This is a genomic window from Rhizobium sp. BK098, from assembly GCF_014193155.1.
GTDB lineage: Bacteria > Pseudomonadota > Alphaproteobacteria > Rhizobiales > Rhizobiaceae > Rhizobium.
On record NZ_JACHYY010000005.1, the window covers coordinates 102,513 to 124,308 of the forward strand.

15 protein-coding genes are annotated in these 21,796 nt (G+C 62.4%); 3 read left to right on the top strand and 12 right to left on the bottom strand.

Annotated elements, in window-relative coordinates:
- Window positions 1-15: 15 nt before the first annotated feature.
- The 4 genes from FHT73_RS15005 to FHT73_RS15020 form a co-directional block, all read right to left on the bottom strand.
- Window positions 16-3,132, bottom strand: a complete 3,117-nt coding sequence (locus tag FHT73_RS15005; protein WP_183712577.1) for an efflux RND transporter permease subunit — start codon at window positions 3,130-3,132, stop codon at window positions 16-18.
- Complete coding sequence (locus tag FHT73_RS15010; RefSeq protein WP_183712580.1) at window positions 3,129-6,248, bottom strand: multidrug efflux RND transporter permease subunit; 3,120 nt, start codon at window positions 6,246-6,248, stop codon at window positions 3,129-3,131. Before FHT73_RS15010 ends, FHT73_RS15005 begins: the two co-directional genes overlap by 4 nt.
- Window positions 6,245-7,756: an efflux RND transporter periplasmic adaptor subunit gene (locus FHT73_RS15015; RefSeq protein ID WP_183712583.1), complete on the bottom strand. Its 1,512-nt coding sequence runs from the start codon at window positions 7,754-7,756 to the stop codon at window positions 6,245-6,247. The genes FHT73_RS15010 and FHT73_RS15015 overlap by 4 nt, the downstream gene beginning before the upstream one ends.
- Before the next feature lie 212 nt (window positions 7,757-7,968).
- The gene (locus tag FHT73_RS15020) at window positions 7,969-9,078 is read right to left on the bottom strand and encodes an RHE_PE00001 family protein (RefSeq protein ID WP_112606642.1); all 1,110 of its coding nucleotides are present in this window, start codon (window positions 9,076-9,078) and stop codon (window positions 7,969-7,971) included.
- Between the two features lie 171 nt (window positions 9,079-9,249).
- On the opposite strand from FHT73_RS15020, the gene FHT73_RS15025 reads away from it, so the two are divergent.
- Window positions 9,250-11,748, top strand: coding sequence for a heavy metal translocating P-type ATPase (locus tag FHT73_RS15025; protein ID WP_183712586.1), 2,499 nt, complete (start codon window positions 9,250-9,252; stop codon window positions 11,746-11,748).
- A gap of 102 nt (window positions 11,749-11,850) precedes the next feature.
- On the opposite strand, the gene FHT73_RS15030 is transcribed toward FHT73_RS15025, so the two are convergent.
- Window positions 11,851-13,041 (bottom strand): acetyl-CoA C-acyltransferase, encoded by a 1,191-nt coding sequence (locus FHT73_RS15030; RefSeq protein ID WP_183712589.1) that lies wholly within the window; start codon window positions 13,039-13,041, stop codon window positions 11,851-11,853.
- Between the two features lie 166 nt (window positions 13,042-13,207).
- On the opposite strand from FHT73_RS15030, the gene FHT73_RS15035 reads away from it, so the two are divergent.
- Together FHT73_RS15035 and FHT73_RS15040 are read left to right on the top strand one after the other, a co-directional pair.
- Window positions 13,208-13,435, top strand: coding sequence for a type II toxin-antitoxin system VapB family antitoxin (locus FHT73_RS15035; RefSeq protein ID WP_183712592.1), 228 nt, complete (start codon window positions 13,208-13,210; stop codon window positions 13,433-13,435).
- Window positions 13,435-13,830 carry a type II toxin-antitoxin system VapC family toxin gene (locus FHT73_RS15040; RefSeq protein WP_183712595.1) on the top strand — a complete coding sequence of 132 codons (396 nt, stop codon included), beginning with the start codon at window positions 13,435-13,437 and terminating at the stop codon, window positions 13,828-13,830. The genes FHT73_RS15035 and FHT73_RS15040 overlap by 1 nt, the downstream gene beginning before the upstream one ends.
- Before the next feature lie 126 nt (window positions 13,831-13,956).
- Here the strand turns inward: FHT73_RS15040 and FHT73_RS15045 are convergent, their stop codons facing one another.
- The 7 genes from FHT73_RS15045 to hutI form a co-directional block, all read right to left on the bottom strand.
- Window positions 13,957-14,262 (bottom strand): hypothetical protein, encoded by a 306-nt coding sequence (locus tag FHT73_RS15045; protein ID WP_183712598.1) that lies wholly within the window; start codon window positions 14,260-14,262, stop codon window positions 13,957-13,959.
- A 103-nt stretch (window positions 14,263-14,365) separates the two neighbouring features.
- A complete protein-coding gene (locus FHT73_RS15050; protein WP_183712601.1) occupies window positions 14,366-15,805 on the bottom strand; it encodes an MFS transporter in 1,440 nt (479 codons plus the stop codon).
- A 196-nt stretch (window positions 15,806-16,001) separates the two neighbouring features.
- Window positions 16,002-16,664 carry a sulfite oxidase-like oxidoreductase gene (locus FHT73_RS15055; RefSeq protein WP_183712604.1) on the bottom strand — a complete coding sequence of 221 codons (663 nt, stop codon included), beginning with the start codon at window positions 16,662-16,664 and terminating at the stop codon, window positions 16,002-16,004.
- A gap of 81 nt (window positions 16,665-16,745) precedes the next feature.
- Window positions 16,746-17,309: a HutD family protein gene (locus FHT73_RS15060; RefSeq protein ID WP_183712607.1), complete on the bottom strand. Its 564-nt coding sequence runs from the start codon at window positions 17,307-17,309 to the stop codon at window positions 16,746-16,748.
- Window positions 17,310-17,311: 2 nt separating this feature from the next.
- The gene (gene hutU, locus FHT73_RS15065) at window positions 17,312-18,997 is read right to left on the bottom strand and encodes a urocanate hydratase (protein WP_183712610.1); all 1,686 of its coding nucleotides are present in this window, start codon (window positions 18,995-18,997) and stop codon (window positions 17,312-17,314) included.
- Window position 18,998: 1 nt separating this feature from the next.
- A complete protein-coding gene (gene hutH / locus FHT73_RS15070) occupies window positions 18,999-20,534 on the bottom strand; it encodes a histidine ammonia-lyase (protein ID WP_112400758.1) in 1,536 nt (511 codons plus the stop codon).
- A complete protein-coding gene (gene hutI, locus FHT73_RS15075) occupies window positions 20,531-21,787 on the bottom strand; it encodes an imidazolonepropionase (protein ID WP_183712613.1) in 1,257 nt (418 codons plus the stop codon). The genes hutH and hutI overlap by 4 nt, the downstream gene beginning before the upstream one ends.
- Window positions 21,788-21,796: the final 9 nt, after the last annotated feature.

Genomic DNA, 21,796 nt, shown 5'->3' on the forward strand with positions numbered 1-21,796 from the left:
CCGTCCGCTAAGCACTCAAATTGATAGCGGAGATATTGGCGGTTCCGAGGCTGCAGTCTGCGGTTTCGGCGACCATTTTGCGTGCAGCTTGGCAAGCATCAGGTAGATGATCGGCGTGGTATAGAGCGTCAGCACCTGCGACACGACGAGGCCGCCGACGATGGTAATCCCAAGCGGCCGGCGCAGCTCCGCACCGGGCCCTGTTGCAATGATCAACGGGATGGCGCCCATCAGCGCGGCGAGCGTCGTCATCAGGATGGGGCGGAAACGCTTGAGGCAAGCCTGATAGATGGCTTCCTCTGAAGACAGGCCGAGCGTGCGCTCGCCCTGCAGGGCGAAATCCACCATCATGATGCCGTTCTTCTTGACGATGCCGATCAAGAGAATGATGCCGATGAAGGCGATGATCGTCAGCTCCGTGCCGCTGACGGCGAGCGCCAGCAGCGCGCCGAGACCGGCCGAAGGCAGCGTCGAGATGATCGTCAGCGGATGTGCCAGGCTTTCATAGAGAATGCCGAGAACGATATAGACCGTCAGCAATGCTGCCAGGAGCAGGAGCGGCTGGCTGCCGGACGACTGGGTGATGCTCGCGGCATCGCCGGCGAAATCCGCATGCAGCGTATCGGGCAGATGCATGTCGAGCACCGCCTTCTGAATGGCGTCGTTCGCCACCTGCAGCGGCGTGTTGAGCGCCAGATTGTAGGAAATCGTCACGGCGGGATATTGACCCTGGTGATTGACCACCAGCGGCGCGAGCGTCCGGTCGATCGACGCCACCGCGCTCAACGGCACCTGCGTGCCGCCGGCGGCGGGCACGTAGAGCTTGGAAATATCGTGGGGATCGAGCGCATAGTCGGGATTCGCCTCCAATACGACACGATATTGGTTGCGCTGCGTATAGATCGTCGAGATCTGCCGTTGCGCGAAAGCATTGTTGAGCGCGGAATCGATGGATTGGATGTTGACGCCGAGCTGGGACGCGAGGGTGCGATCGATATTGACGGTCGCCTGCAGGCCGTTGGGCTGCCTGTCGGTGGCAACATCGGTCAATCCTGGAAGAGCCTGCAGACGTTCCAAAACCTTAGGCGACCATTCCACCAGCTCGTCGTAATTCGCACCCCAGATCGTGAATTGATATTGTGATTGCGACTGGCGCGCGCCGGCGCGGATATCGCCCGGCGAAAACAGGAATGTGCTGAGGCCGGGAACCGCCATCAGCTGCTTGCGGAGCCGGTCTATGACATCGGCGGTCGGCGCACGCTCCGATTCCGGTTTCAGCGAGATGAAAAGCTGGCCACGATTGACGGAGCTGGAAAAGCCACCCCCGCCGACGGAAGAGCCGACACCCGACACCGCCGGGTCCTTGGCAACCATATCCGCCGCCAGCTGCTGGAGCTTTACCATGGCCGGATAGGAGATATCGGTCGCGGCCTGCGTCCCGCCCTGGATAAAGCCGGTGTCGTCCTGCGGAATGAAACCTTTTGGAACCTTGACGTAGAGATAGCCCGTCATGACCACGCAGGCGATGATGACGACGACCGAAAGGAGGCGGTGATGCAGCACCGCCCGCAGCGTGCGGCCGTAAAAGCCCGTAACGGCGCTAAGCGTGCCTTCGACGATACGGCCAAACGGGCCGGGCCGGGCATCGATATCGTGCTGACGCAGTCGATGGCCGCAGATCATCGGCGTCAGCGTGAGGGATACCAGTGTCGAAACGACGATAGTGAAGCCGAGCGTCAGCGAGAAGGTCTGGAAGAACCGGCCGACGATACCGCCCATAAAGAACAGCGGGATGAAGGCGGCAAGCAGCGACAGGCTGATGGAAATGACGGTAAAGCCGATCTGCTTGGCGCCTTCGAGCGCCGCCCGCATCGGCTTCATGCCGGCTTCTAGATTGGCATAAATGTTCTCGATCATGACGATGGCATCGTCGACGACAAAGCCGACGGAGACGGCAAGCGCCATGAGGGAGAGATTGTCGATCGACAGTCCGAAAAGCCACATCGCGGCAAAAGTGCCGGCAAGCGACAGGGGCACCGTCACACCCGCGGCAAAGGTCGGCGTTGCTCGTCGCAGGAAGACGAAGACAACGGCCATGACCAGGCAGATAGTGGCAAGCAGCGTCCATTGCATATCGGTGACGCTTGCATGAATCGTGGTGGTGCGGTCGGACAGGATGGAAACATTCACCCCGGCAGGAATGAGCCGCTGTAGCTCGGGGATCAGCTGCTTGACGCCATCGACGGTGGCGATGACGTTCGCATCCGCCTGCTTGGTGATGTTGAGCAGCACGGCCGGCTTGCCGTCGTACCAGGCATCCGAGCGGCTATTGCGCACACCCGGCTCGACAGTGGCGATATCCGAGAGGCGAACCGCCGTGCCGTCGCCGCTGCGCACCACAATCCGCCCGAACGCTTCCGGCGTCTTCAACTGGCTGTTGACGGCGACTGAGAAAGCGCCGCCCGCACCGTCGATCGAGCCGAAGGGGCCGAGCACATTGGCATTGACGATCGCTGTACGGACCGCATCGAGCGAGAGGCCCATGGCCGAAAGCCGGTCCGGATCCAGCCGGACGCGGATGGCGGGCTGGTCTGCTCCGCTCACGGTCACACCGCCGACGCCGTCCACCTGCGAAATGCGCTGCACTACCACGGTATCGGCCGCATCATAGATGGCGCTCGGAGAGACATTGTCCGAGGTCAGCGCCAGGATGAGAACGGGGGCCGCAGCCGGGTTGATCTTGCGGAAGGACGGGAGAGTGGGCAGATCGCCGGGCAAGTCCGTCGCAGCCGCGTTCAATGCCGCCTGCACATCCTGCGCGGCACCGTCGACGCTGCGCGACAGGTCGAACTGGATGATGATCGTGCTCGATCCGAGCGTGCTGACGGACGTCATTTGAGTGACGCCGGCAATGGTCCCAAGATGACGCTCCAACGGAGCGGCCACGCTCGCCGCCATACTGGCCGGATCGGCCCCAGGACGGCTTGAAGAAACGACAATGGTCGGCAAATCCACCGTCGGCAGGCTTGCAACCGGCAGGAAGCGATAGGCAACGATGCCGAGGATCACCAGCCCGATCGCCAGAAGCGTCGTCCCGACAGGGCGTTTGATAAACGGCTCGGAGATGTTCATCTCTCGCCACCCGCCAATTCATTCATCTCGGCGCTCGGCGTGCCGCTGGTGCGGCCGACGACCTTGGCGCGCAGCCGCTCGAAGGCGAGATAGATCACCGGCGTCGTATAGAGCGTCAGGAGCTGCGAAAGCACGAGACCACCGATAATGGTGATACCGAGCGGAATGCGCAACTCTGCGCCCGTGCCCTGCGCCAGCGCCAGGGGCAAGGCGCCGAAGAGTGCCGCGAGCGTCGTCATCATGATCGGCCGGAAACGCAGGATAGAGGCTTTCAGAATGGCCTCGCGCGGCTCCAGGCCTTCCTTGCGCTCCGCCTCCAGCGCAAAGTCGATCATCATGATCGCATTCTTCTTGACGATACCCATCAGGAGCACGATGCCGATCAACGCGATGATCGAGAGATCCTGCCCGAACAGCATCAGCGCCAGCAGCGCGCCGACGCCAGCCGAAGGCAGCGTCGAAAGAATCGTCACCGGATGCACGGCGCTTTCATAGAGCAGGCCGAGCACGATGTAGATCGTCACGATTGCCGCGAGGATCAGCCAGGGCTCGCCCGCCAGCGACGAGGCAAATTCCTCGGCATCGCCGGAATATTTGCGCTGGATATTGTCGGGCATCTCGATATCCCGTTCCGCCGCCTTGATCTCGGCGACGGCATCGCTGAGCGACGCGCCCTTGGCGAGGTCGAAGCTGAGCGTCACGGCCGGAAACTGCTCGTCATGGCTGATGACCAGCGGCGCGGTCGTGAAACTCGCCGTCGTGAAGGCATTGAGCGGCACCTGGGTATCGCTGGCACCGGCGACATAAAGCTTGTCGAGCGATTTCGGGTCGGACTGATATTGCGGCGCAGCCTCCAGGATGACGCGATACTGGTTAGCCTGGCCATAGATCGTCGCGATCTGCCGCTGGCCGAAGGCATCATTCAAAGTATCGCTGACGGCCTGCATGGACACGCCGAGCCGCGAGGCGGTCTCGCGATTGACGTCGACGAAGATGCGCCCGCCGCCCATCTCGACCTCGGAAGAGACATCGATGAGCTTCGGGCTTTCCTGAAGGCGCTGGGCGAGCTTCTGTGACCAATCGACCACCGTGTTCGTGTCCGTGCCCGTTAGCGTATATTGATAGGGCGCGCGGCTGGCCCTGGTGCTGATCGAGATGTCGCGCACGCTCTGGAAGGTGACGTGGATGCCGGGTAAGCCCGTCACCTCGCCGCGCATCCTGTCGATGATCTGATCGGCGGACGCATTACGCTCACTCCGCGGCTTCAGCACGAGACTGAGATTGCCGGTATTCAGCGTCAGATTGCTGGCACTCGCACCGATGACGGCAACGACGTTGGTGACATCCGGATCCTTGCGCAGCCGGTCGGTCACATCAGCCTGGATCTGCTTCATGGTTTCGAAGGAGGTCGTCGGCTCGGCTTCGATGACGGCGGTGATGAGGCCCGTGTCCTGCGCCGGCAGGAAGCCCTTGGGAATGACGACATAAAGGGCGATCGTCGCAGCCAGCGTCACCACCGTCACCAGCAGCATGAGACGGCTGCGATCCACGGCCCAGACAAGGCTGCGCCGATAGCCCTCGACCATCCAGTCGGTGAAACGGTCGGCCCCGGCCAGAAAGCCGCCCTGATGCTCTTTCGGCTTGCGCAGGATACGCGCGCACATCATCGGCGTGAGCGTCAGCGAGACGACGGCCGACACGACGACGGCAATGGTGAGCGTCAGTGCGAATTCCCGGAACATACGGCCGACAATGCCGGTCATGAACAGCAGCGGAATGAAGACGGCGACCAGCGAGACGGTGAGCGAAATGATCGTGAAGCCGATTTCGCCGGCGCCCTTCAGCGCCGCCTGCATCGGGTTTTCGCCCTCTTCGATATGGCGGGCAATATTCTCGATCATCACGATGGCGTCGTCGACGACGAAGCCGGTGCCTATGGTGAGCGCCATGAGCGAGAGATTGTCGAGGCTGAAGCCGGCGAACCACATCACCCCGAAGGTTGCGATCAGCGACAGCGGCAGGGCGACGCCGGCAATAAAGGTCGCCGTCATCGTCCGCAGGAAAAGCAGGACGACCAGGATGACGAGGCCGATGCTGATGACCAGCGTCCACTGCACGTCATGGATCGAGGCGCGGATCGTCTCGGTGCGGTCATTGACGATATCAAGCGAAATACCGGCCGGCATCGCCTGCTTCAGCTTCGGGATCTGCTTCAGGACGTTCTCGACCGTCTGGATGACGTTGGCGCCCGGCTGGCGCATGATATCGAGAATGACGGCGGGCTGGCCCTGATACCAGGCGCCGACACGATTATTCTCCAGCCCCTCGACGACGGTTGCGACGTCTTTCAATTGCACCGGCGCGTTGTTGCGGTAGGCGACGATGACCGATTTATAGACGTTCGGATCGACGATCTGGTCGTTGGCGGCAAGCGTGAAGCTCTGTTGCGTGCCGTCGAGCGAACCCTTCGCGCCCGCAACGCTGGCATTGGTGATGGCGGTGCGGATGTCCTCAAGGGCGAGACCATAGGAAGCGAGACGCGGCAGGTCCACCTGGATGCGGATGGCGGGTTTGACGCCGCCTTGGATAACGACGTCGCCAACACCGGAGACTTCGCTCAGGCGCTGCGCCATCATGGTATCGGCAAAGTCGCTGAGTTCGCGGATCGAATAGCTGTTGGAGCGCAGCGCCAGCGTCACGATCGGCGTATCGGCCGGGTTCACCTTCGAGTAGGTCGGCGGATAGGGAAGCGTGCGCGGCAAGGTCGATCCGGCAGCGTTGATTGCTGCCTGAACGTCCTGTGCAGCGCCATCGATATCGCGGCCGAGATCGAACTGGAGGGTAATCTGGCTGATGCCGAAGGCGCTCGATGAGGTCATCGACGCCAGCGACGGAATCTGACCGAGTGGCCGCTCCAGAGGTGCCGTCACCAGCGCCGCCATCGTATCGGGATCGGCACCCGGAAGCTGCGTCGTCACCTGGATCGTCGGAAAATCCACCTGTGGCAGCGGCGCGACCGGCAGGAAGAGAAAGCCGAGAATGCCGCCCAACAGCACCGCCACCCCGAGAAGCGAGGTGGCGATCGGCCGGGAGATGAAGAGCGACGAGACGTTCATTGTTGCTGCGTCGGCGTAGCGGAGGAATTGTTGGAAGCCGAGCCGCTGCCCGCATCCGCACCCTGCTCGCCGCCGGCGCCAGGCTGACCATCCTGGCCGCGATGGCCATTATGCCCGCCGGCACTGCCCTGCCCGCCCTGGCCACCGGTTCCACCTTGGCCGTTGTGCCGACGATGCGGGCGCTCGCTCGCATTCGCTGTGCCGGCACCGCCGTTCTGCGAATCGTTCTCCGCGACCGGCTGCCCGCTATTGTCGGACGTCGGAGTATCCGGGGACGCCTGAGCCGGATTGGCCGAAATCTGCACTTTCGACCCATTCTGCAGCCGGGCGAAACCTGTCGTCACCACCTTGTCGCCGGGCGCCACGCCATCGGCGATGACGGCAAGCGTATCGTCCTGCTGGCGCACCTTCACCGGCTTCATCGCGACGGTCTGATCCTGGCTGATGATATAGACAAAGGTGCCGTTCGGCCCGCGCTGGACGGCGCCGCTCGGGATGACGGTGACGCCCTTCAGCGTCTCCACAAGCAATCGGGCATTGACGAAGGCGCCGGGCCAGAGCGCCAGCTTGTCGTTCGGGAAATTCGCCTTCAGCCTGACAGTGCCAGTGGTGGGGTCAACCTGATTGTCGACCACACCAAGCGAACCATTGTCGACCACCGTCTCGCCGTCGTTGCCCAAAGCCTGGACGGAAAGCGTTCCGGCCGCGCTTGCCGCGTTAACGCGGGCAAGCTGCTGCTGCGGAATGGAAAACAGCACGGAGATCGGCTTGATCTGCGAAAGCGTGACGATACCGGTCGTATCGCCGGAGCTGACGAGATTGCCGATATCGACGTTACGGATGCCGGTGCGCCCATCGAAGGCCGCCCTGATCGTCGTATAATCGAGCGTCGCCTGCGCACTTTCGATCGCCGCCACATCCACCTGGACCTGCGCGGTATATTGCGCCACCAACGAGGTCTGCGTGTCGACCTGCTGCTGCGTGCCGGACGCGCTCTTCACCATCATCTGATAGCGGGCGAGATCGCGCTGGGCGCCTGCAAGCAAAGCTTCGTCCTGCGCCTTCTTGGCGATCGCCTGGTCGAGCTGCGCCTTATAGACGGAATCGTCGATACGGGCGATGATATCGCCCTTCTTGATGTCCTGGCCCTCGACGAAATTGATTTCGACGATTCGTCCGCTGACCTGCGCGCGCACCGTCACGGTATTCAGGGCCTTCACCGAGCCTACGCCGTTGATGTAGACAGGGACATCGGCCGTCGTCGCATCCGCGGCGAGCACCGGAACCGGTCCATTGAACTGCGACATGCTGCGCCGTCCGCCACCGCTGCCACCCTGCCTTTGGCCACCACGGCGTCCGTCCTGGGCTTGCTCTCCCGGTGCTGCGGCATTTTGGTAGCCAAGCAGCTTCTCCGCGGGCCCAAGCCAACGATCGCGGGTCACATAGGCGCCATACCCGACGGCGCCGATCACTGCCAACCAAACGACGACCCGAAACGTCCGAGCCATTCACCCACCTCTTCAAATCCCGGGGTGATCGACGATCTCCCGCTATTCATGGCGCGACCTTAGCTTGCATCGTGCCGCTTAGGAATTTGGTATGGGCATTAAATTTTGTCCATTTTAGCGCCACTTAGCGTAACAAACTGTAACATTGGACGAAAACCAGGGTTGTGGTTGCAAGGGACGGCGGCGCTACCCACACCAGCCGTTGCAGCACATCAAAGTACGCCCCAGCCTCGATAGCGCCCGCGCCCGGTCATTTCGCGCAGGCCGAGTTCGGTCACGAGATTGAGCGCGCCCCTTGAGGTAATGCCGACATGGCGCGCAATCATTTTTGCCGAGACGATCGGCCGCGATAGCACGATGTCGATGACCTCAGGCAGACTGCTGTTGGACCGCCTGTCCTTGAGCCGCACTTCCATCTGCAGCTTGGCAAGCGAAAGCCGATCAAGCTCCTTGAGGCCTGAATCGGCCGAAAGTGCCATGGCCTCCAGAAACGCCGTCAGCCGCGTGGTGCGGTCCGGCGCTCGCCGGCGGTCATGGCGAACGGCCTTCAGGCCGACATTCAGGCAGAAGAGGTGCGATGTCACCTTGCCCCGGCTGCGCAGATAAGCGCTGGCCAGCAAGCCGCCGAGCCAATGCTGCCGCCGCAGCGGCTCGATCCTTTCCCAGGCATCGAAAAGCACCGCGGCACCCAGGGTAGCCGGCAGCAGATCCGCCTCGCGCATGACGGCGCGCCAGCTGTCCAGCCGCTCATCCTCATCCCAATCTTCGTCTCGGATGAGTGCCAGGGGATCCTGGGCATCGATAATCGGCTGCCTGGGTTCCGGAACGCCGCCATTCAGGATCTTGTCGGATCGGGCGAGGATCGCGTCGATCTCGGCGAAATCGACGCCGAAATCATCCTCCCCCTCCTCCGGCTCGTCAGGCTCGATGGACCGGGCAGAGGTCGAACGCGGCGTGCTACCCTCGTTGGTCTCGCCGACCTCACCGCGCAGCACGGCAAGGCCAGCCGGCTCCAGGCCCCAGGACGGATCGGCGGCCCATAGACGGCGACGGCTGCGCAGCACCGAATGGGCAATGGTCAATTCATGAGTCGGGGTGCGCGTATCCATGCGCGCATCGTGCAGGACGAGATCCTCGACATGCACGAGTTCGCCTCCCACCCAGAGCGCACCGGCAGCATCGAAAAAGTGCCCACGCTCGCGAAAGCCATTCGCTACCGCATGCCTCAGCACGCGCTCATCCAGACGGGCCAGCATATCTTCCGCCTTGACGACGGCAGGCAGAAGCGCGGCAAGCGGCAGCGTGGTCGGATCATATCGCATTGGAATCACATCATTGCATCGATCTTACGGAACTTATCATCGCCATCCGCAGCGAGATAGGAAGGCGGCTCTGTGAACTGTGGATGGCAATCACTATTTTCTGGCTTGACCTTCCAGCGATGGGAAGGTCCATAGACCTGTCCGAAGCCCCTTCGGGCAAAGGAGTATGACATGGCACCGCATGACGAGCACGATCACAGCCATCATGGTCACGATCACCATGACACCCACACGCAGGATGAAGTGATCCGCGATCCCGTCTGCGGCATGACCGTCGACCCCGATGCCGGCAAGCCGTCGCTGCAATATCGCGGCCGCACTTTCCACTTTTGCAGCAATGGCTGCCGTACAAAATTCGAGGCTGCGCCGGAAAACTACCTCACGGTCAAGGATCCCGTCTGCGGCATGACGGTCGATCGCGCCACTGCCCGCCATTTCACGAAGCACGAGGGCGAGAAATTCTATTTCTGCTCGGCCGGCTGCAAGGCGAAGTTCGAAGCGGACCCATTGTCTTATCTCGATGGCAACAGGCCGGCGCCAAAGCCGATGCCGAAGGGCACGCTCTATACCTGCCCGATGCATCCCGAGGTGATCAGCGACCATCCTGGCGACTGCCCGAAATGCGGCATGGCGCTGGAGCCGACGGGTGTCCCGGCCGCCGATGAAGGCCCGAACCCCGAGCTTGTTGATTTCACGCGCCGGCTCTGGATCAGCGCCGTCCTGTCGCTGCCGCTGCTTGCCATCAGCATGGGGCCGATGATCGGCCTTCCCATTCACGACTGGATCGGCGAGCCGATCGCCACCTGGGTCGAGCTTGTTCTTGCAACGCCGGTCGTGCTTTGGGCGGCTCTTCCCTTCTTCCGCCGCGCCTGGAACTCGCTCGTCAACCGCAGCCCCAATATGTGGACGCTGATCGGTCTCGGCGTCGGCACCGCCTATCTTTACAGCGTGATTGCGACGCTTGCCCCCGGCCTGTTTCCGATGAGCTTCCGAGGGCATGGCGAGAGCGTGCCCGTCTATTTCGAAGCAGCGTCCGTGATCGTCGCCTTGGTCTTCGTCGGCCAGGTACTGGAATTGAAAGCCCGCGAACGCACCGGCTCGGCCATTCGCGCCCTTCTCGATCTCGCGCCGAAAACGGCACGACGCATCGGCGCCAATGGTAGCGAAACCGATGTGCCCGTCGACGAGATCCAGGCCGGCGATCAGCTGCGGGTGCGCCCCGGCGAGCGCGTCCCCGTGGATGGCTCCGTTGTCGAGGGACAATCGACCATCGATGAATCGATGATTACGGGCGAGCCCCTGCCGGTCGAAAAGGCCAAGGGTGACGCCTTAACCGGCGGCACGATCAACAAGAACGGCGCACTCATCATGCAGGCCGAGAAAGTCGGCGCCGAAACCACGCTCTCGCGCATCGTCGAGCTTGTCGCCAAGGCGCAGCGCTCGCGCGCACCGATCCAGACGATGGTCGACCGCGTCTCTGCCGTCTTCGTGCCCGCCGTCGTCGCGGCCGCCATCATCGCCTTTGCCGTATGGGCCTTCGTTGGGCCGGAGCCGCGGCTGGCGCATGCGCTGCTCGCCGCCGTCGCGGTGCTCATCATCGCCTGCCCCTGCGCGCTTGGCCTGGCAACGCCCATGTCCATCATGATCGCCACCGGCCGCGGCGCGCAGGAGGGCGTGTTGGTACGCGACGCCGAGGCGCTGGAACGCTTTGCCAAGGTGGACACATTGATCGTCGACAAAACCGGCACGCTGACGGAAGGTAAACCGAACCTGACCGACATCATCACCGCGGCGGACATAGATGAGGCACGCCTCCTCTCGCTCGCCGCCAGCCTGGAGCGCGGCTCCGAACACCCGCTCGCCGAAGCCATCGTTGCCGGCGCCGAGGAACGCGGTGCGCGCTTCGTTGATATCTCCGGCTTCTCTGCGGTGACCGGCAAGGGCGTGGAGGGCCGCGCCGGCGAAACCGCGATTGCGCTCGGCAATGCCGCGATGATGTCCGATCTCAGCGTTTCGACCGATGTCTTGAAAGCAGAGACGGAACGCCTGCGCAGTGAGGGCAAGACCGTCATGTTCGTCGCCATCGACAGGAAGCTGGCCGGCCTCGTCGCTGTCGCCGACCGGATCAAACCGACCACGGCAGCCGCCATCAAGGCGCTGCATGACAGCGGCCTGACGATCGTCATGGCGACCGGCGACAACGGCAAGACCGCCGCTGCCGTTGCGAAGCAGCTTGGGATCGACGAGGTGCGCGCGGACATGCTGCCGGAAGGCAAGAAAGCGCTGATCGACGAGCTGCGGGCCAAAGGCCGCATCGTTGCCATGGCGGGCGACGGCGTCAACGATGCTCCGGCACTTGCCTCTGCCGATGTCGGCATTGCCATGGGCACGGGCGCCGATGTCGCCATGGAAAGCGCCGGGATCACGCTGGTAAAGGGCGATCTCAACGGCATCGTCCGCGCCCGCCATCTCTCGGAAGCGACGATCCGCAACATCAAGCAAAACCTTGCCTTCGCCTTCGGCTACAATGCGCTCGGCGTGCCGCTGGCGGCCGGCGTGCTCTATCCTGTGTTCGGCCTGCTGCTGTCGCCGATGATTGCGGCCGCCGCAATGAGCCTGTCGTCAGTCTCGGTGATCGGCAATGCGCTGAGGCTACGGTTGGCGAAATAGAGGGATTGCCCTTCTCTCCCACGGGAGAAGGCTAGGATGAGGGGCCACGCCGGCAGGTGCGACATCAATAGGCGTGCCTGGCCAGCCCCTCTATCGCTCCAGTCAGCCGACCTTCTCTACCGCAATCGCCGTAGCCTCGCCGCCCCCGATGCAAAGGGCCGCGACGCCCTTCCTTGCACCTTGGCGCTCCAGCGCATGCAGTAGCGTCACGATCAGCCGCGCGCCAGTAGCGCCGATGGGATGGCCGAGCGCGCAGGCGCCGCCGTTGATGTTGAGCCGGTCGCGCGCAATGCCGAGTTCCTTTGCGGCCGCCATGGCGACGACGGCGAAGGCCTCGTTGATCTCGAAAAGCTCGACATCGCCGATCTTCCAGCCGCTCTTGTCAAGCACCTTGCGGATCGCCGGGATCGGCGCGGTCGTATACCAGGCAGGCTCCTGAGAATGCGTCGCATGCGCCTTGATTTCGGCAAGGATCGGCAAGCCCTCGCGCTCGGCGAGCGAACGGCGCGTCAGGATCAACGCTGCCGCACCGTCGGCATTGGCCGAGGCGCTGGCAGCCGTAATCGTGCCATCCTTGCGGAAGGCTGGCTTGAGTGTCGGGATCTTTTCAGGCGAAACCTTTTGCGGATGCTCATCCTTGGCGATTGTGACCGGACCACCCTTGCCACTCACCGAGATCGGCGTGATTTCCGCTTCGAAAGCGCCAGTCTCGAGCGCCTTGCGGGCGCGCGACAGGGTTTCGACCGCGTAAGCATCCTGATCGTCGCGGCTGAACTGATAGGCCTCGACCGCCATCTCGCCGAAATCGCCCATGGAGCGACCCTGCTCATAGGCATCTTCCAGCCCGTCGAGCATCATGTGATCGAAGATGCGGTCATGGCCCATGCGATAGCCGCCGCGCGCCTTGGCGAGCAGATAAGGCGCATTCGACATGGATTCCATGCCGCCGGCGACCGCGATGGAGGCCGAGCCGGCGAGAAGCAGGTCATGTGCCAGCATGGTCGCCTTCATGCCCGAACCGCAGACCTTGTTGATGGTCGTGGCGCCGACGGCATCCGGGAGACCAGCCCCGCGCGCAGCTTGCCGGGCCGGCGCCTGCCCTTGCCCCGCAGGCAGGACGCAGCCGAACAGAACCTCATCCACTCTCTCAACAGAAAGTCTCGCGCGCTCCAGCGCAGCACGGATGACATGCGCACCGAGCTCGGGCGCCTGCAGGGGCGAAAGATCTCCCTGGAAACGACCGAGCGGCGTGCGCGTGGCGGAAACGATGACAACGGGATCGATAGCGGGCATGACATCTCCTCACGGTCAAGCAAACAGGTTGATGTCATTGCTAGCATGTTAGATGATGTTCGTCATCTAAATATCGATGCACACGGAACACAAGCAGGCAACAGATGCGATTGCCCTCAAACCAGACAGGCTCTAAGGATATCCGTAAAGATTCAAAGGATATCTCATGCCGCTTTACATCAAGGACGACGCCATAGACCGATTGGCGCGCCGCTATCAGGCGTTGACCAAGGCCACTACCAAGACGGAAGCCGTTCGGCTTGCCCTGCAGAAGGCGCTCGATGAGGAGCTGACTAAGCCGGCCCTTGCCGATGTCGCTGTCGCTTTTTGCCGCAGTCTCAAGCAGAAAGCCACCGCCAAGGGCGCCGGCACTGGCATGACAGGAGAGCCCTGATGTTCATCGACGCTTCGGTTTTGGCGGCAATGATGACAGACGAGGAAGAGGCACGCGCCTTTGCCATCCGCATGCAGCCGGCAACGGCACGCATGACCTCGCCGCTTGTCGTAGCAAATGCCGCGATCCGGGTCTCTGATGCTTTGGGATTGTCGCCGACGGAGGCAGGCGAAGCTGTCCGCACGTTTCTGCAGCTCATGAATATTCAGCTGCTCGCCGTGCCGCCTCGTGCCGCAGTTCTCGCGACCGAAGCTTACGGGCGCTATGGCCGAGGCGGCCATCCGGCGCGCCTCAGCCTGGACGATTGCATGACCTATGCCTGCGCTCGCTATTATCGCCAGCCGCTATTGTCGAACAGCGACCGCTTCAAGCAGACGGATATCGAGCTGGCTTAGAGCATGTCGCGTAAAAGTGTGCAGCGGTTTTGCGACGACGACATGCGCAAAATCAAAGACCTAAAGCGTGAGAAGCGAATCTGAAAGATCGCGACGCGCTTTAGGCCAGCTTGAGCCATTACGCCATTACGGGCAAAGCGAAGCGGAGCCTGCACTATAGGTGCTCGAGCGAGCGCCGACGGAGTTAGGGGCAGCGGCGCACTGCAGGCGGGAAATGGAATCGCCGGCACGAATCGGACCGGTCACCGACGGATCGGTGTTGATCGTGCCGTCCGGAAGGATTGCATCCTTCGAATGGTCGACGCTGCCGACATCGGCCTGGAACGCCTCGACATTGACGCGCTTGGGGTGATGCTTGTGCATCTGCTCGGCCATGGCGGCACTGGATACGCCGACGACGAGAGCGGAGATAGCGAGGGTTCTGAGCAGCATGGGACTGCCTCCTGTAGGAGTTGACGCAAGTTTCATATGGGAACCGGCAGGCCATTTTACAGCGGCTTGCCTGTCAATATCATTAAGAATTTGAAGGTTTTGATCAGGTCTTCACTTTGTGGCGGGATACCTCTGCGCCGGCATCGTGCGGCAGGCTGATAAAACGCAATGCGGAGATGCCACCGATAAGGCCAATGATGAGGAAAGCCCAGCGAAAATCGATGAGCGAGAGCATTTCCCCACCATGAATCGTGCGCGAGAGATTGAGAACGGCGGCAGCGACGGCGACGCCCAGCAGCAGCGAAACCTGCTGCAGCATGCTCGACAATGTGGAAGCGGAGCTGCGCTGCGCGGCATGGATATCGGCAAACCCCAGCGTATTCAGCGCCGTGAAGTTCATCGAACGCGACAGGCCGGCGATGAATAGCAGGCAATATATCAACGGGTCTGGTGTCGAGGGAGACAGAAGCGCGCATCCGGCAATGCTGGCGGACGAGATCAGCCCGTTGACGACGAGCACGTTGCGGAAACCGAATATCCTCAACATCTGCGTGGTGATCGCCTTCATGCCGAGATTGCCAGCGAAATAGAACAGCAGATAGGAGCCCGCGTCGATCGCCGAGCGGCCGAAGCCGACCTGGAAGAGCAGCGGGATCAGGAAAGGCGTCGCGTTGATCGCCACACGGCTCGCCGTTCCGGCCGAAAGCGTCGACATCGCGAAGGTCTGTACCTTGAAGGCGGAAAGATCGAGCAGGGGCTCGTCGACCTTCAGGAAGTGCCGGGTGGCGATGATGGAAAAAACCGCACCTGCGGCGATCAACGCAATGCTGGCCGCCAGCCCCGTCGTTCCCTGCACCACGAATTCGAGGCCGGCAAGCAGGAAGGTCAGCCCCGCCGCCGATTGCAGAAAGCCGATAAAATCGAGCCGCGCGACCTTTTCCTCCCGCTGATCCGGCACGAAGCGCAGAACGAGGCCGAGCCCGATGATGCCGATCGGGATATTGATCAGGAAGTTCCAATGCCAGCTGAGATAGGTGGTGATGAAGCTGCCGAGCACCGGACCGATGACCGGAGCGGTCAGCGCCGGCCAGGTGATCATCGACATCGCATGCACCAGATCGGATTTGCGAGCATTCTTCAGCACGATGATGCGTCCCACGGGCGTCATCAGCGCGCTGCCGATACCCTGAACGGCGCGGGCAATGATGAACTCGGTCAAATTGCCCGAGAGGCCGCAGAACAGCGACGCCATGGTGAAGATGGCAATGGATGCCAGGAACACCCGCCGGGCGCCATAGCGATCGCCAGCCCAGCCGGCGAGCGGCACGAAAGCCGCCATGGTGAGCAGATAGACCGTGATGCCGATGCTCATCGAGACCGGCTCGACGCCGAAACTTACCGCCATCTGCGGCAACGAGGTGGTGATGATCGTCCCGTCCAGAAACTGCATGAAAAAGGAAACGGCGACGACAAAGGCGATGATGCGGGACTGCCGGCCGAAACTTGCTTCGGAAGGCTCTTCTATAGTCCGGGCAACGGTCATGAGATGAATTTCACTGAATGGCGTTCAAGGGAGCCGGTGCTTCGGCAGCAATCATATGATCATTGAATACGCCCATGATGGCGGCTTGCAAAGCCACAAACCCGGCTGGCGCCGCGAAAAATTGACACGGTGACATAAGAACTACGGTTCGAGACAGCCAATCCAAGGCCCCCTCACCCGCAGCGCTCCGGGAGCGTCAATCGTCCGCGTAGCGCTGCTCCCGCCAGGGATCGCCATACATGTGATAGCCGTTCTTCTCCCAGAAGCCGGCCCGGTCGGCGCCGATGAGTTCGATGCGGTTCAACCACTTGGCACTCTTCCAGAAATAGAGATGCGGCACGACGAGGCGCATCGGCCCGCCATGTTCGCCGGTCAGCGGCTGCCCCTCCCAGGCAGTAGCGAGAATGGCATCTTCGGCCGCGAAATCCGCAAGCGGCAGGTTGGTGGTATAGCCGTCATAGCTCGTCAGCAGCACATGTTGCGCCTCCGCCGTCGGCATGGCGAGATCAAGCAGATCGCGCGTGGAAACCCCTTCCCAGCGATTGTCGTAGCGCGACCAGGTCGTGACGCAGTGAATGTCGCTGACACGGGTGCTTTGCCCGATCGCCTGGAAAGCTGCCCAATCGAGGCTGAGGCGCTTTTCCACGAATCCGATCACATCGAGCCGCCAACTGGACAATGAAATCTGCGGCTGCACGCCGAGATCGAGCACCGGCCAGTTCTTGACGAGATGCTGCCCCGGCGGCAACCGCTCGGTCTCCGGCCGGCTGATACGTCCCGTCAGAAACTTGCCCTCCGCCGCCCAGCGGCGCTTGGAAGTCGTGAGCTTGCTATCGGCGGGGATCTGGTCGTCGCTCATGCCGGCTATCCTCTCTTTGCTGGGTAGAAATAGGATAATCGGTACGGGTTCATGTCAAGCCGAAGAACATCTCATAGCCGGCTATATTGCCTTAATGGTAATCCAGAACAGCTGCGCCTTGCCTGAAATGGACCGCTCTGCGACGTCACCCACCGAGACAAGCAGGCAATCGCCTGCGCTAAGCGCCATCCCATCGATTTCCGCATTCTCGTGATGGCAAAGGACAAGGGTCGTCCCAGCCTCGAAGGCGACTTTGCTATTTCCGTCGACCGAAACGCGCTTCACCGAATGCGTGAAACGCCCCCGCCGCGTCATCACATTGAGATCCGTAATGGTGCCATCGATCAAGGTCGCCGAGGTTGGCGCGTCGGCAGCAAAGGGTAGCGGCTCGCTCGCCTGCGTCAAGCGCTCGGGCGCGCGCCCCTCGATGAAGAGGGTCATGCCCTCGCCATCAAGGATAGATAGCGTACGATCGATACCCGGAAAAACCGAAAACGGCCCGTCCGTCGCAACGGTTGCCATGCTGACGCGCCAGTCGAAGTCGGCAAGCCCGACGCCCTCGGGCGAAACGGCGATCTCCACCGTTTCCCCGCCGCCGTTTTTCCAAGGCATGCGCTTGTGATCGCTGGCGCGTAGCAGCTTCATCTTTAATTCCCCAGGATGGCGGGCAGGCGCAGGCCCTGCTGTTTAGCCCAGTCGAGTGCGATGTCGTAGCCGGCATCGGCGTGGCGCATGACGCCGGTTGCCGGGTCGTTCCAGAGAACGCGCTCCAGGCGCTTGGCCGCGTCATCCGTGCCGTCGGCGCAGATGACCATGCCGGAGTGCTGGGAAAAGCCCATGCCGACGCCGCCGCCATGGTGCAGCGATACCCAGGTAGCACCCGATGCGGTGTTGAGCAGCGCGTTGAGCAGCGGCCAGTCGGAGACGGCATCCGAGCCATCCTTCATCGCTTCCGTCTCGCGATTCGGCGAAGCGACCGAGCCGCTATCGAGATGGTCACGGCCGATGACGACAGGCGCCTTCAACTCGCCATTCCTGACCATTTCGTTGAAGGCGAGACCGAGGCGGTGGCGATCGCCGAGGCCGACCCAGCAAATGCGCGCCGGCAGGCCCTGGAAGGCGATGCGCTCGCGCGCCATGTCGAGCCAGTTGTGCAGGTGCTTGTTGTCGGGCAGCAACTCCTTCACCTTGGCATCGGTCTTGTAGATATCTTCCGGATCGCCCGAAAGGGCAGCCCAGCGGAAAGGACCGATGCCGCGGCAGAAGAGCGGGCGGATATAGGCCGGGACGAAACCCGGGAAGGCGAAGGCATTTTCAAAACCTTCGTCCTTGGCGACCTGGCGGATGTTGTTGCCGTAATCGAGCGTCGGCACGCCGGCGTTCCAGAAATCGACCATGGCTTCGACATGAACCTTCATCGAGGCGCGGGCGGCAGCTTCGACGGCTTTCGGATCGCTTTCGCGCTTGGCCCTGTGTTCAGCGACGGTCCAGCCGGCCGGCAGGTAGCCGTTCAGCGGGTCGTGAGCGGAGGTCTGGTCGGTGACGATATCCGGGCGCGGGCCGCCGGCCTTCATGCGCTTTACGAGTTCCGGGAAGATTTCGGCGGCGTTGCCGAGCAGGCCGACGGACTTGGCTTCGCCGGCCTTCGTCCACTTGTCGATCAGGGCAAGTGCTTCATCCAGCGTCTTTGCCTTCTCGTCGACATAGCGGGTGCGCAGGCGGAAATCGATGCGGGTTTCGTCGGATTCGACGGCCAGGCAGCATGCGCCGGCCATGACGGCCGCCAGCGGCTGTGCACCGCCCATGCCGCCGAGACCGCCGGTCAGGATCCACTTGCCCTTGAGGCTGCCATTATAGTGCTGGCGACCGGCTTCGACGAAGGTCTCATAGGTGCCCTGCACGATGCCCTGCGTGCCGATGTAGATCCACGAGCCGGCCGTCATCTGGCCGTACATGGCAAGGCCCTTCTTATCCAGTTCGTTGAAGTGATCCCAGGTCGCCCAATGCGGCACCAGGTTGGAGTTGGCGATGAGCACGCGCGGCGCATCCTTGTGGGTGCGGAACACGGCGACCGGCTTGCCGGACTGCACCAGCAGCGTCTCGTCTTCGTTGAGCGTCTTCAGCGTCGCGGCGATACGGTCGAAATCGTCCCACGTGCGGGCGGCACGGCCGATGCCGCCATAGACGACCAGCTCGTTCGGGTTCTCCGCAACGTCGGGATCGAGATTGTTCATCAGCATGCGCAGCGGCGCTTCGGTCAGCCAGCTCTTGGCATTGAGCTCCGGACCACGGGGCGCGCGGACTTCGCGGATATTATGGCGTGGGTTGGTCATGTCACATCTCCAAGGAGGGCAGGATGTCGGTTGAAATCGAGGCATTGAGTGCGCCGGAGGCAATAAGGTCGCTGGCAGCCTTCAGGTCGTTCGCCATATAGCGGTCCTCTTCCAGCGAGGGCACAGCGGCGCGGATCGAAGCAATGGCAAGGGTCAGTTCCGGGCTGGTCGTCAGCGGCGCGCGCAACTCGACGCCCTGGGCAGCGGTCAACGCTTCGATGCCGATAATGGCGAAGAGGTTTTCGGTCATTTGAAGCAAGCGGCGGGCGCCATGACAGGCCATGGACACATGGTCTTCCTGGTTGGCGGAGGTCGGTGTCGAGTCGACCGAGGCCGGATGCGACATCTGCTTGTTTTCGGACATCAGCGCCGCCGAGGTCACTTCGGCAATCATCAGGCCGGAGTTCAGGCCCGGCTTCTTGGCGAGGAATGCCGGCAGGCCGTAGCTGAGCGCGGGGTCGACGAGCAGCGCGATGCGGCGCTGTGCAATCGCGCCGATTTCACAGACGGCAATGGCGATCTGGTCGGCCGCAAAGGCGACAGGCTCGGCGTGGAAATTGCCGCCGGAAACGACGGAATTGTCCGAAAGCACGAGCGGATTGTCTGTCACGGCATTGGCTTCGATTTCGAGCGTGCGGCCGACGGAACGCAGAAGGTCGAGGCAGGCGCCGTCGACTTGCGGCTGGCAGCGGATGCAATAAGGGTCCTGCACACGCTCGTCGCCTTCGATATGGCTTTCGCGGATCACTGAGCCTGCCAGCAGGCCGCGAAGGGCAGCAGCGGTATCGATCTGGCCCTTATGGCCGCGTAGCGTATGAATATCCGGATGGAACGGGGCGGAAGAACCCATGGCCGCATCCGTCGACATGGCGCCGGTGATGAGGGCGGCCTGGGCGGCACGATGGGCGCGGAAGAGGCCGGCAAGCGCAAGCGCGGTCGACACCTGCGTGCCGTTGATCAGTGCCAGTCCTTCTTTGGCGGCAAGTACGACCGGCTTAAGGCCAGCCTTTTCGAGCGCTGCCGCGCCGGAGAGCTGCTCACCGGCATAGAAGGCCTCGCCATGACCCATCATGACAGCGGTCATATGCGCGAGCGGCGCCAGATCGCCGGAAGCGCCAACCGAGCCCTTTTCGGGGATGACGGGCACGACGCCCTTTTCGAGCATGCCTTCGATCAGCCGTACCAGCTCCAGCCGCACGCCGGAGGCGCCGCGGCCGAGCGAAATGAGCTTCAGCGACATGATGAGGCGAACGACATTCTCAGGGAGCGGCTGGCCGACGCCGCAGCAATGCGAGAGGATAAGATTGCGCTGAAGAGTCGCGACATCGGCGCTGTCGATCTTGATGGAGGCCAGTTTGCCGAAGCCAGTATTGATGCCATAGACCGGCGCATTGCCGGCAGCGATCTCCGCGATGCGGGCCGCGGCCTTGGCAATGCCGGCATCGAAGGAGGCATCAAGCTTGGCGGGCTCACCGGTCCAGTAGATTGCCGCCAATTGTTGCAGCGAAACGGAGCCGGGATGGAGAACGACGGTCATCGGTGGAACCTTTTTCCCTTGAATACGTGGGCATGGAGGGGATTGAAGCCGATGCGGTAGACAAGCTCCGCGAGGCTTTCGACATCCCAGATGGCAAAATCGGCCGACTTGCCGGTTTCGAGCGTACCCGTTTCGGGGAGCAGCCCAAGGGCACGCGCCCCTTCGCGGGTGGCGCCGGCGATGCATTCCTCGACCGTCAGGCGGAAAAGGGTGGCAGCCATGTTCATGGTTAGCAGCAGCGAGGTCAGCGGCGAGGTACCGGGATTGGAGTCCGTGGCGATGGCGATCGAGACGCCCGCATCACGCAGCGCCTGAACCGGCGGCTTCTGCTTCTCGTTGATGGCATAGAAGGCGCCGGGTAGAAGGACTGCAACGGTTCCCGCCGCCGCCATCGCCTTGACGCCGTCCTCGTCGAGATATTCGACATGATCGGCTGACAGAGCGCCGTAGGAGGCGGCAAGCTTGGCGCCGCCGAGATTGGAAAGCTGTTCCGCGTGCAGCTTCACCGGAATACCGAGCGACCGTGCAAGATCGAAGACGCGAGCGATGTCCGCCGTCGAGAAGGCTATACCTTCGCAGAAGCCATCAACAGCATCGACAAGACCTTCGGCATGCGCCTGTTTCAAGCCGGGCAGCACGACATCGGTAATATAGTCGCCGTTGCGGCCCTTGTACTCCACCGGGGTCGCGTGCGCGCCGAGATAGGAGGTGACGACGCGAACCGGGCGGACTGTCTCCAGCTTGCGTGCGGCTCGCAGCATCTTCAATTCGGATTCAATGTTGAGGCCGTAGCCCGATTTCACCTCGATCGTCGTCACGCCTTCGGACAGCAGCGTGTCGAGGCGCGGCAAGGCAGCAGCAACTAGCTCGTCCACCGATAGCGCGCGCGTCGCGTTGACGGAGGAAACGATGCCGCCGCCGGCACGGGCGATTTCTTCGTAGCTCGCACCTTCGAGCCGCATCTCGAATTCGCGGGCGCGATTGCCGCCATAGACGATATGTGTATGGCAATCCACAAGGCCGGGGGTTACCCAGCGCCCTTCGAGATCGATGATTTCAGCGCCTGACGTATCGGGCAGATCGGCTTCATGGCCGGCAAAGACGATACGGCCGCCCTTGGTCAGGATCGCGCCCTTCTCGATCGTGCCGAGCCGAGCCTCGCCCTCTATCAAGGTCGCAAGGCGAGCATTGCGCCAGACGCAGCCTGCCGCGTCGTCTTTCTCGCCATCTTCGGAAAAATTGTTCCCACCCATCAGCTTTAC

Coding starts and splice junctions, on each gene's coding strand:
- FHT73_RS15030 (WP_183712589.1), bottom strand. CDS start 13,041: ATGCCCGCTATCGATCCCGTTGTCATCGTTTCCGCCACGCGCACGCCG.
- FHT73_RS15055 (WP_183712604.1), bottom strand. CDS start 16,664: ATGAGCGACGACCAGATCCCCGCCGATAGCAAGCTCACGACTTCCAAG.
- hutI (WP_183712613.1), bottom strand. CDS start 21,787: ATGGGTGGGAACAATTTTTCCGAAGATGGCGAGAAAGACGACGCGGCA.
- hutH (WP_112400758.1), bottom strand. CDS start 20,534: ATGACCGTCGTTCTCCATCCCGGCTCCGTTTCGCTGCAACAATTGGCG.
- FHT73_RS15015 (WP_183712583.1), bottom strand. CDS start 7,756: ATGGCTCGGACGTTTCGGGTCGTCGTTTGGTTGGCAGTGATCGGCGCC.
- FHT73_RS15045 (WP_183712598.1), bottom strand. CDS start 14,262: ATGCTGCTCAGAACCCTCGCTATCTCCGCTCTCGTCGTCGGCGTATCC.
- FHT73_RS15040 (WP_183712595.1), top strand. CDS start 13,435: ATGTTCATCGACGCTTCGGTTTTGGCGGCAATGATGACAGACGAGGAA.
- FHT73_RS15050 (WP_183712601.1), bottom strand. CDS start 15,805: ATGACCGTTGCCCGGACTATAGAAGAGCCTTCCGAAGCAAGTTTCGGC.
- FHT73_RS15005 (WP_183712577.1), bottom strand. CDS start 3,132: ATGAACATCTCCGAGCCGTTTATCAAACGCCCTGTCGGGACGACGCTT.
- FHT73_RS15035 (WP_183712592.1), top strand. CDS start 13,208: ATGCCGCTTTACATCAAGGACGACGCCATAGACCGATTGGCGCGCCGC.
- hutU (WP_183712610.1), bottom strand. CDS start 18,997: ATGACCAACCCACGCCATAATATCCGCGAAGTCCGCGCGCCCCGTGGT.
- FHT73_RS15020 (WP_112606642.1), bottom strand. CDS start 9,078: ATGCGATATGATCCGACCACGCTGCCGCTTGCCGCGCTTCTGCCTGCC.
- FHT73_RS15010 (WP_183712580.1), bottom strand. CDS start 6,248: ATGAACGTCTCGTCGCTCTTCATCTCCCGGCCGATCGCCACCTCGCTT.
- FHT73_RS15060 (WP_183712607.1), bottom strand. CDS start 17,309: ATGAAGCTGCTACGCGCCAGCGATCACAAGCGCATGCCTTGGAAAAAC.
- FHT73_RS15025 (WP_183712586.1), top strand. CDS start 9,250: ATGGCACCGCATGACGAGCACGATCACAGCCATCATGGTCACGATCAC.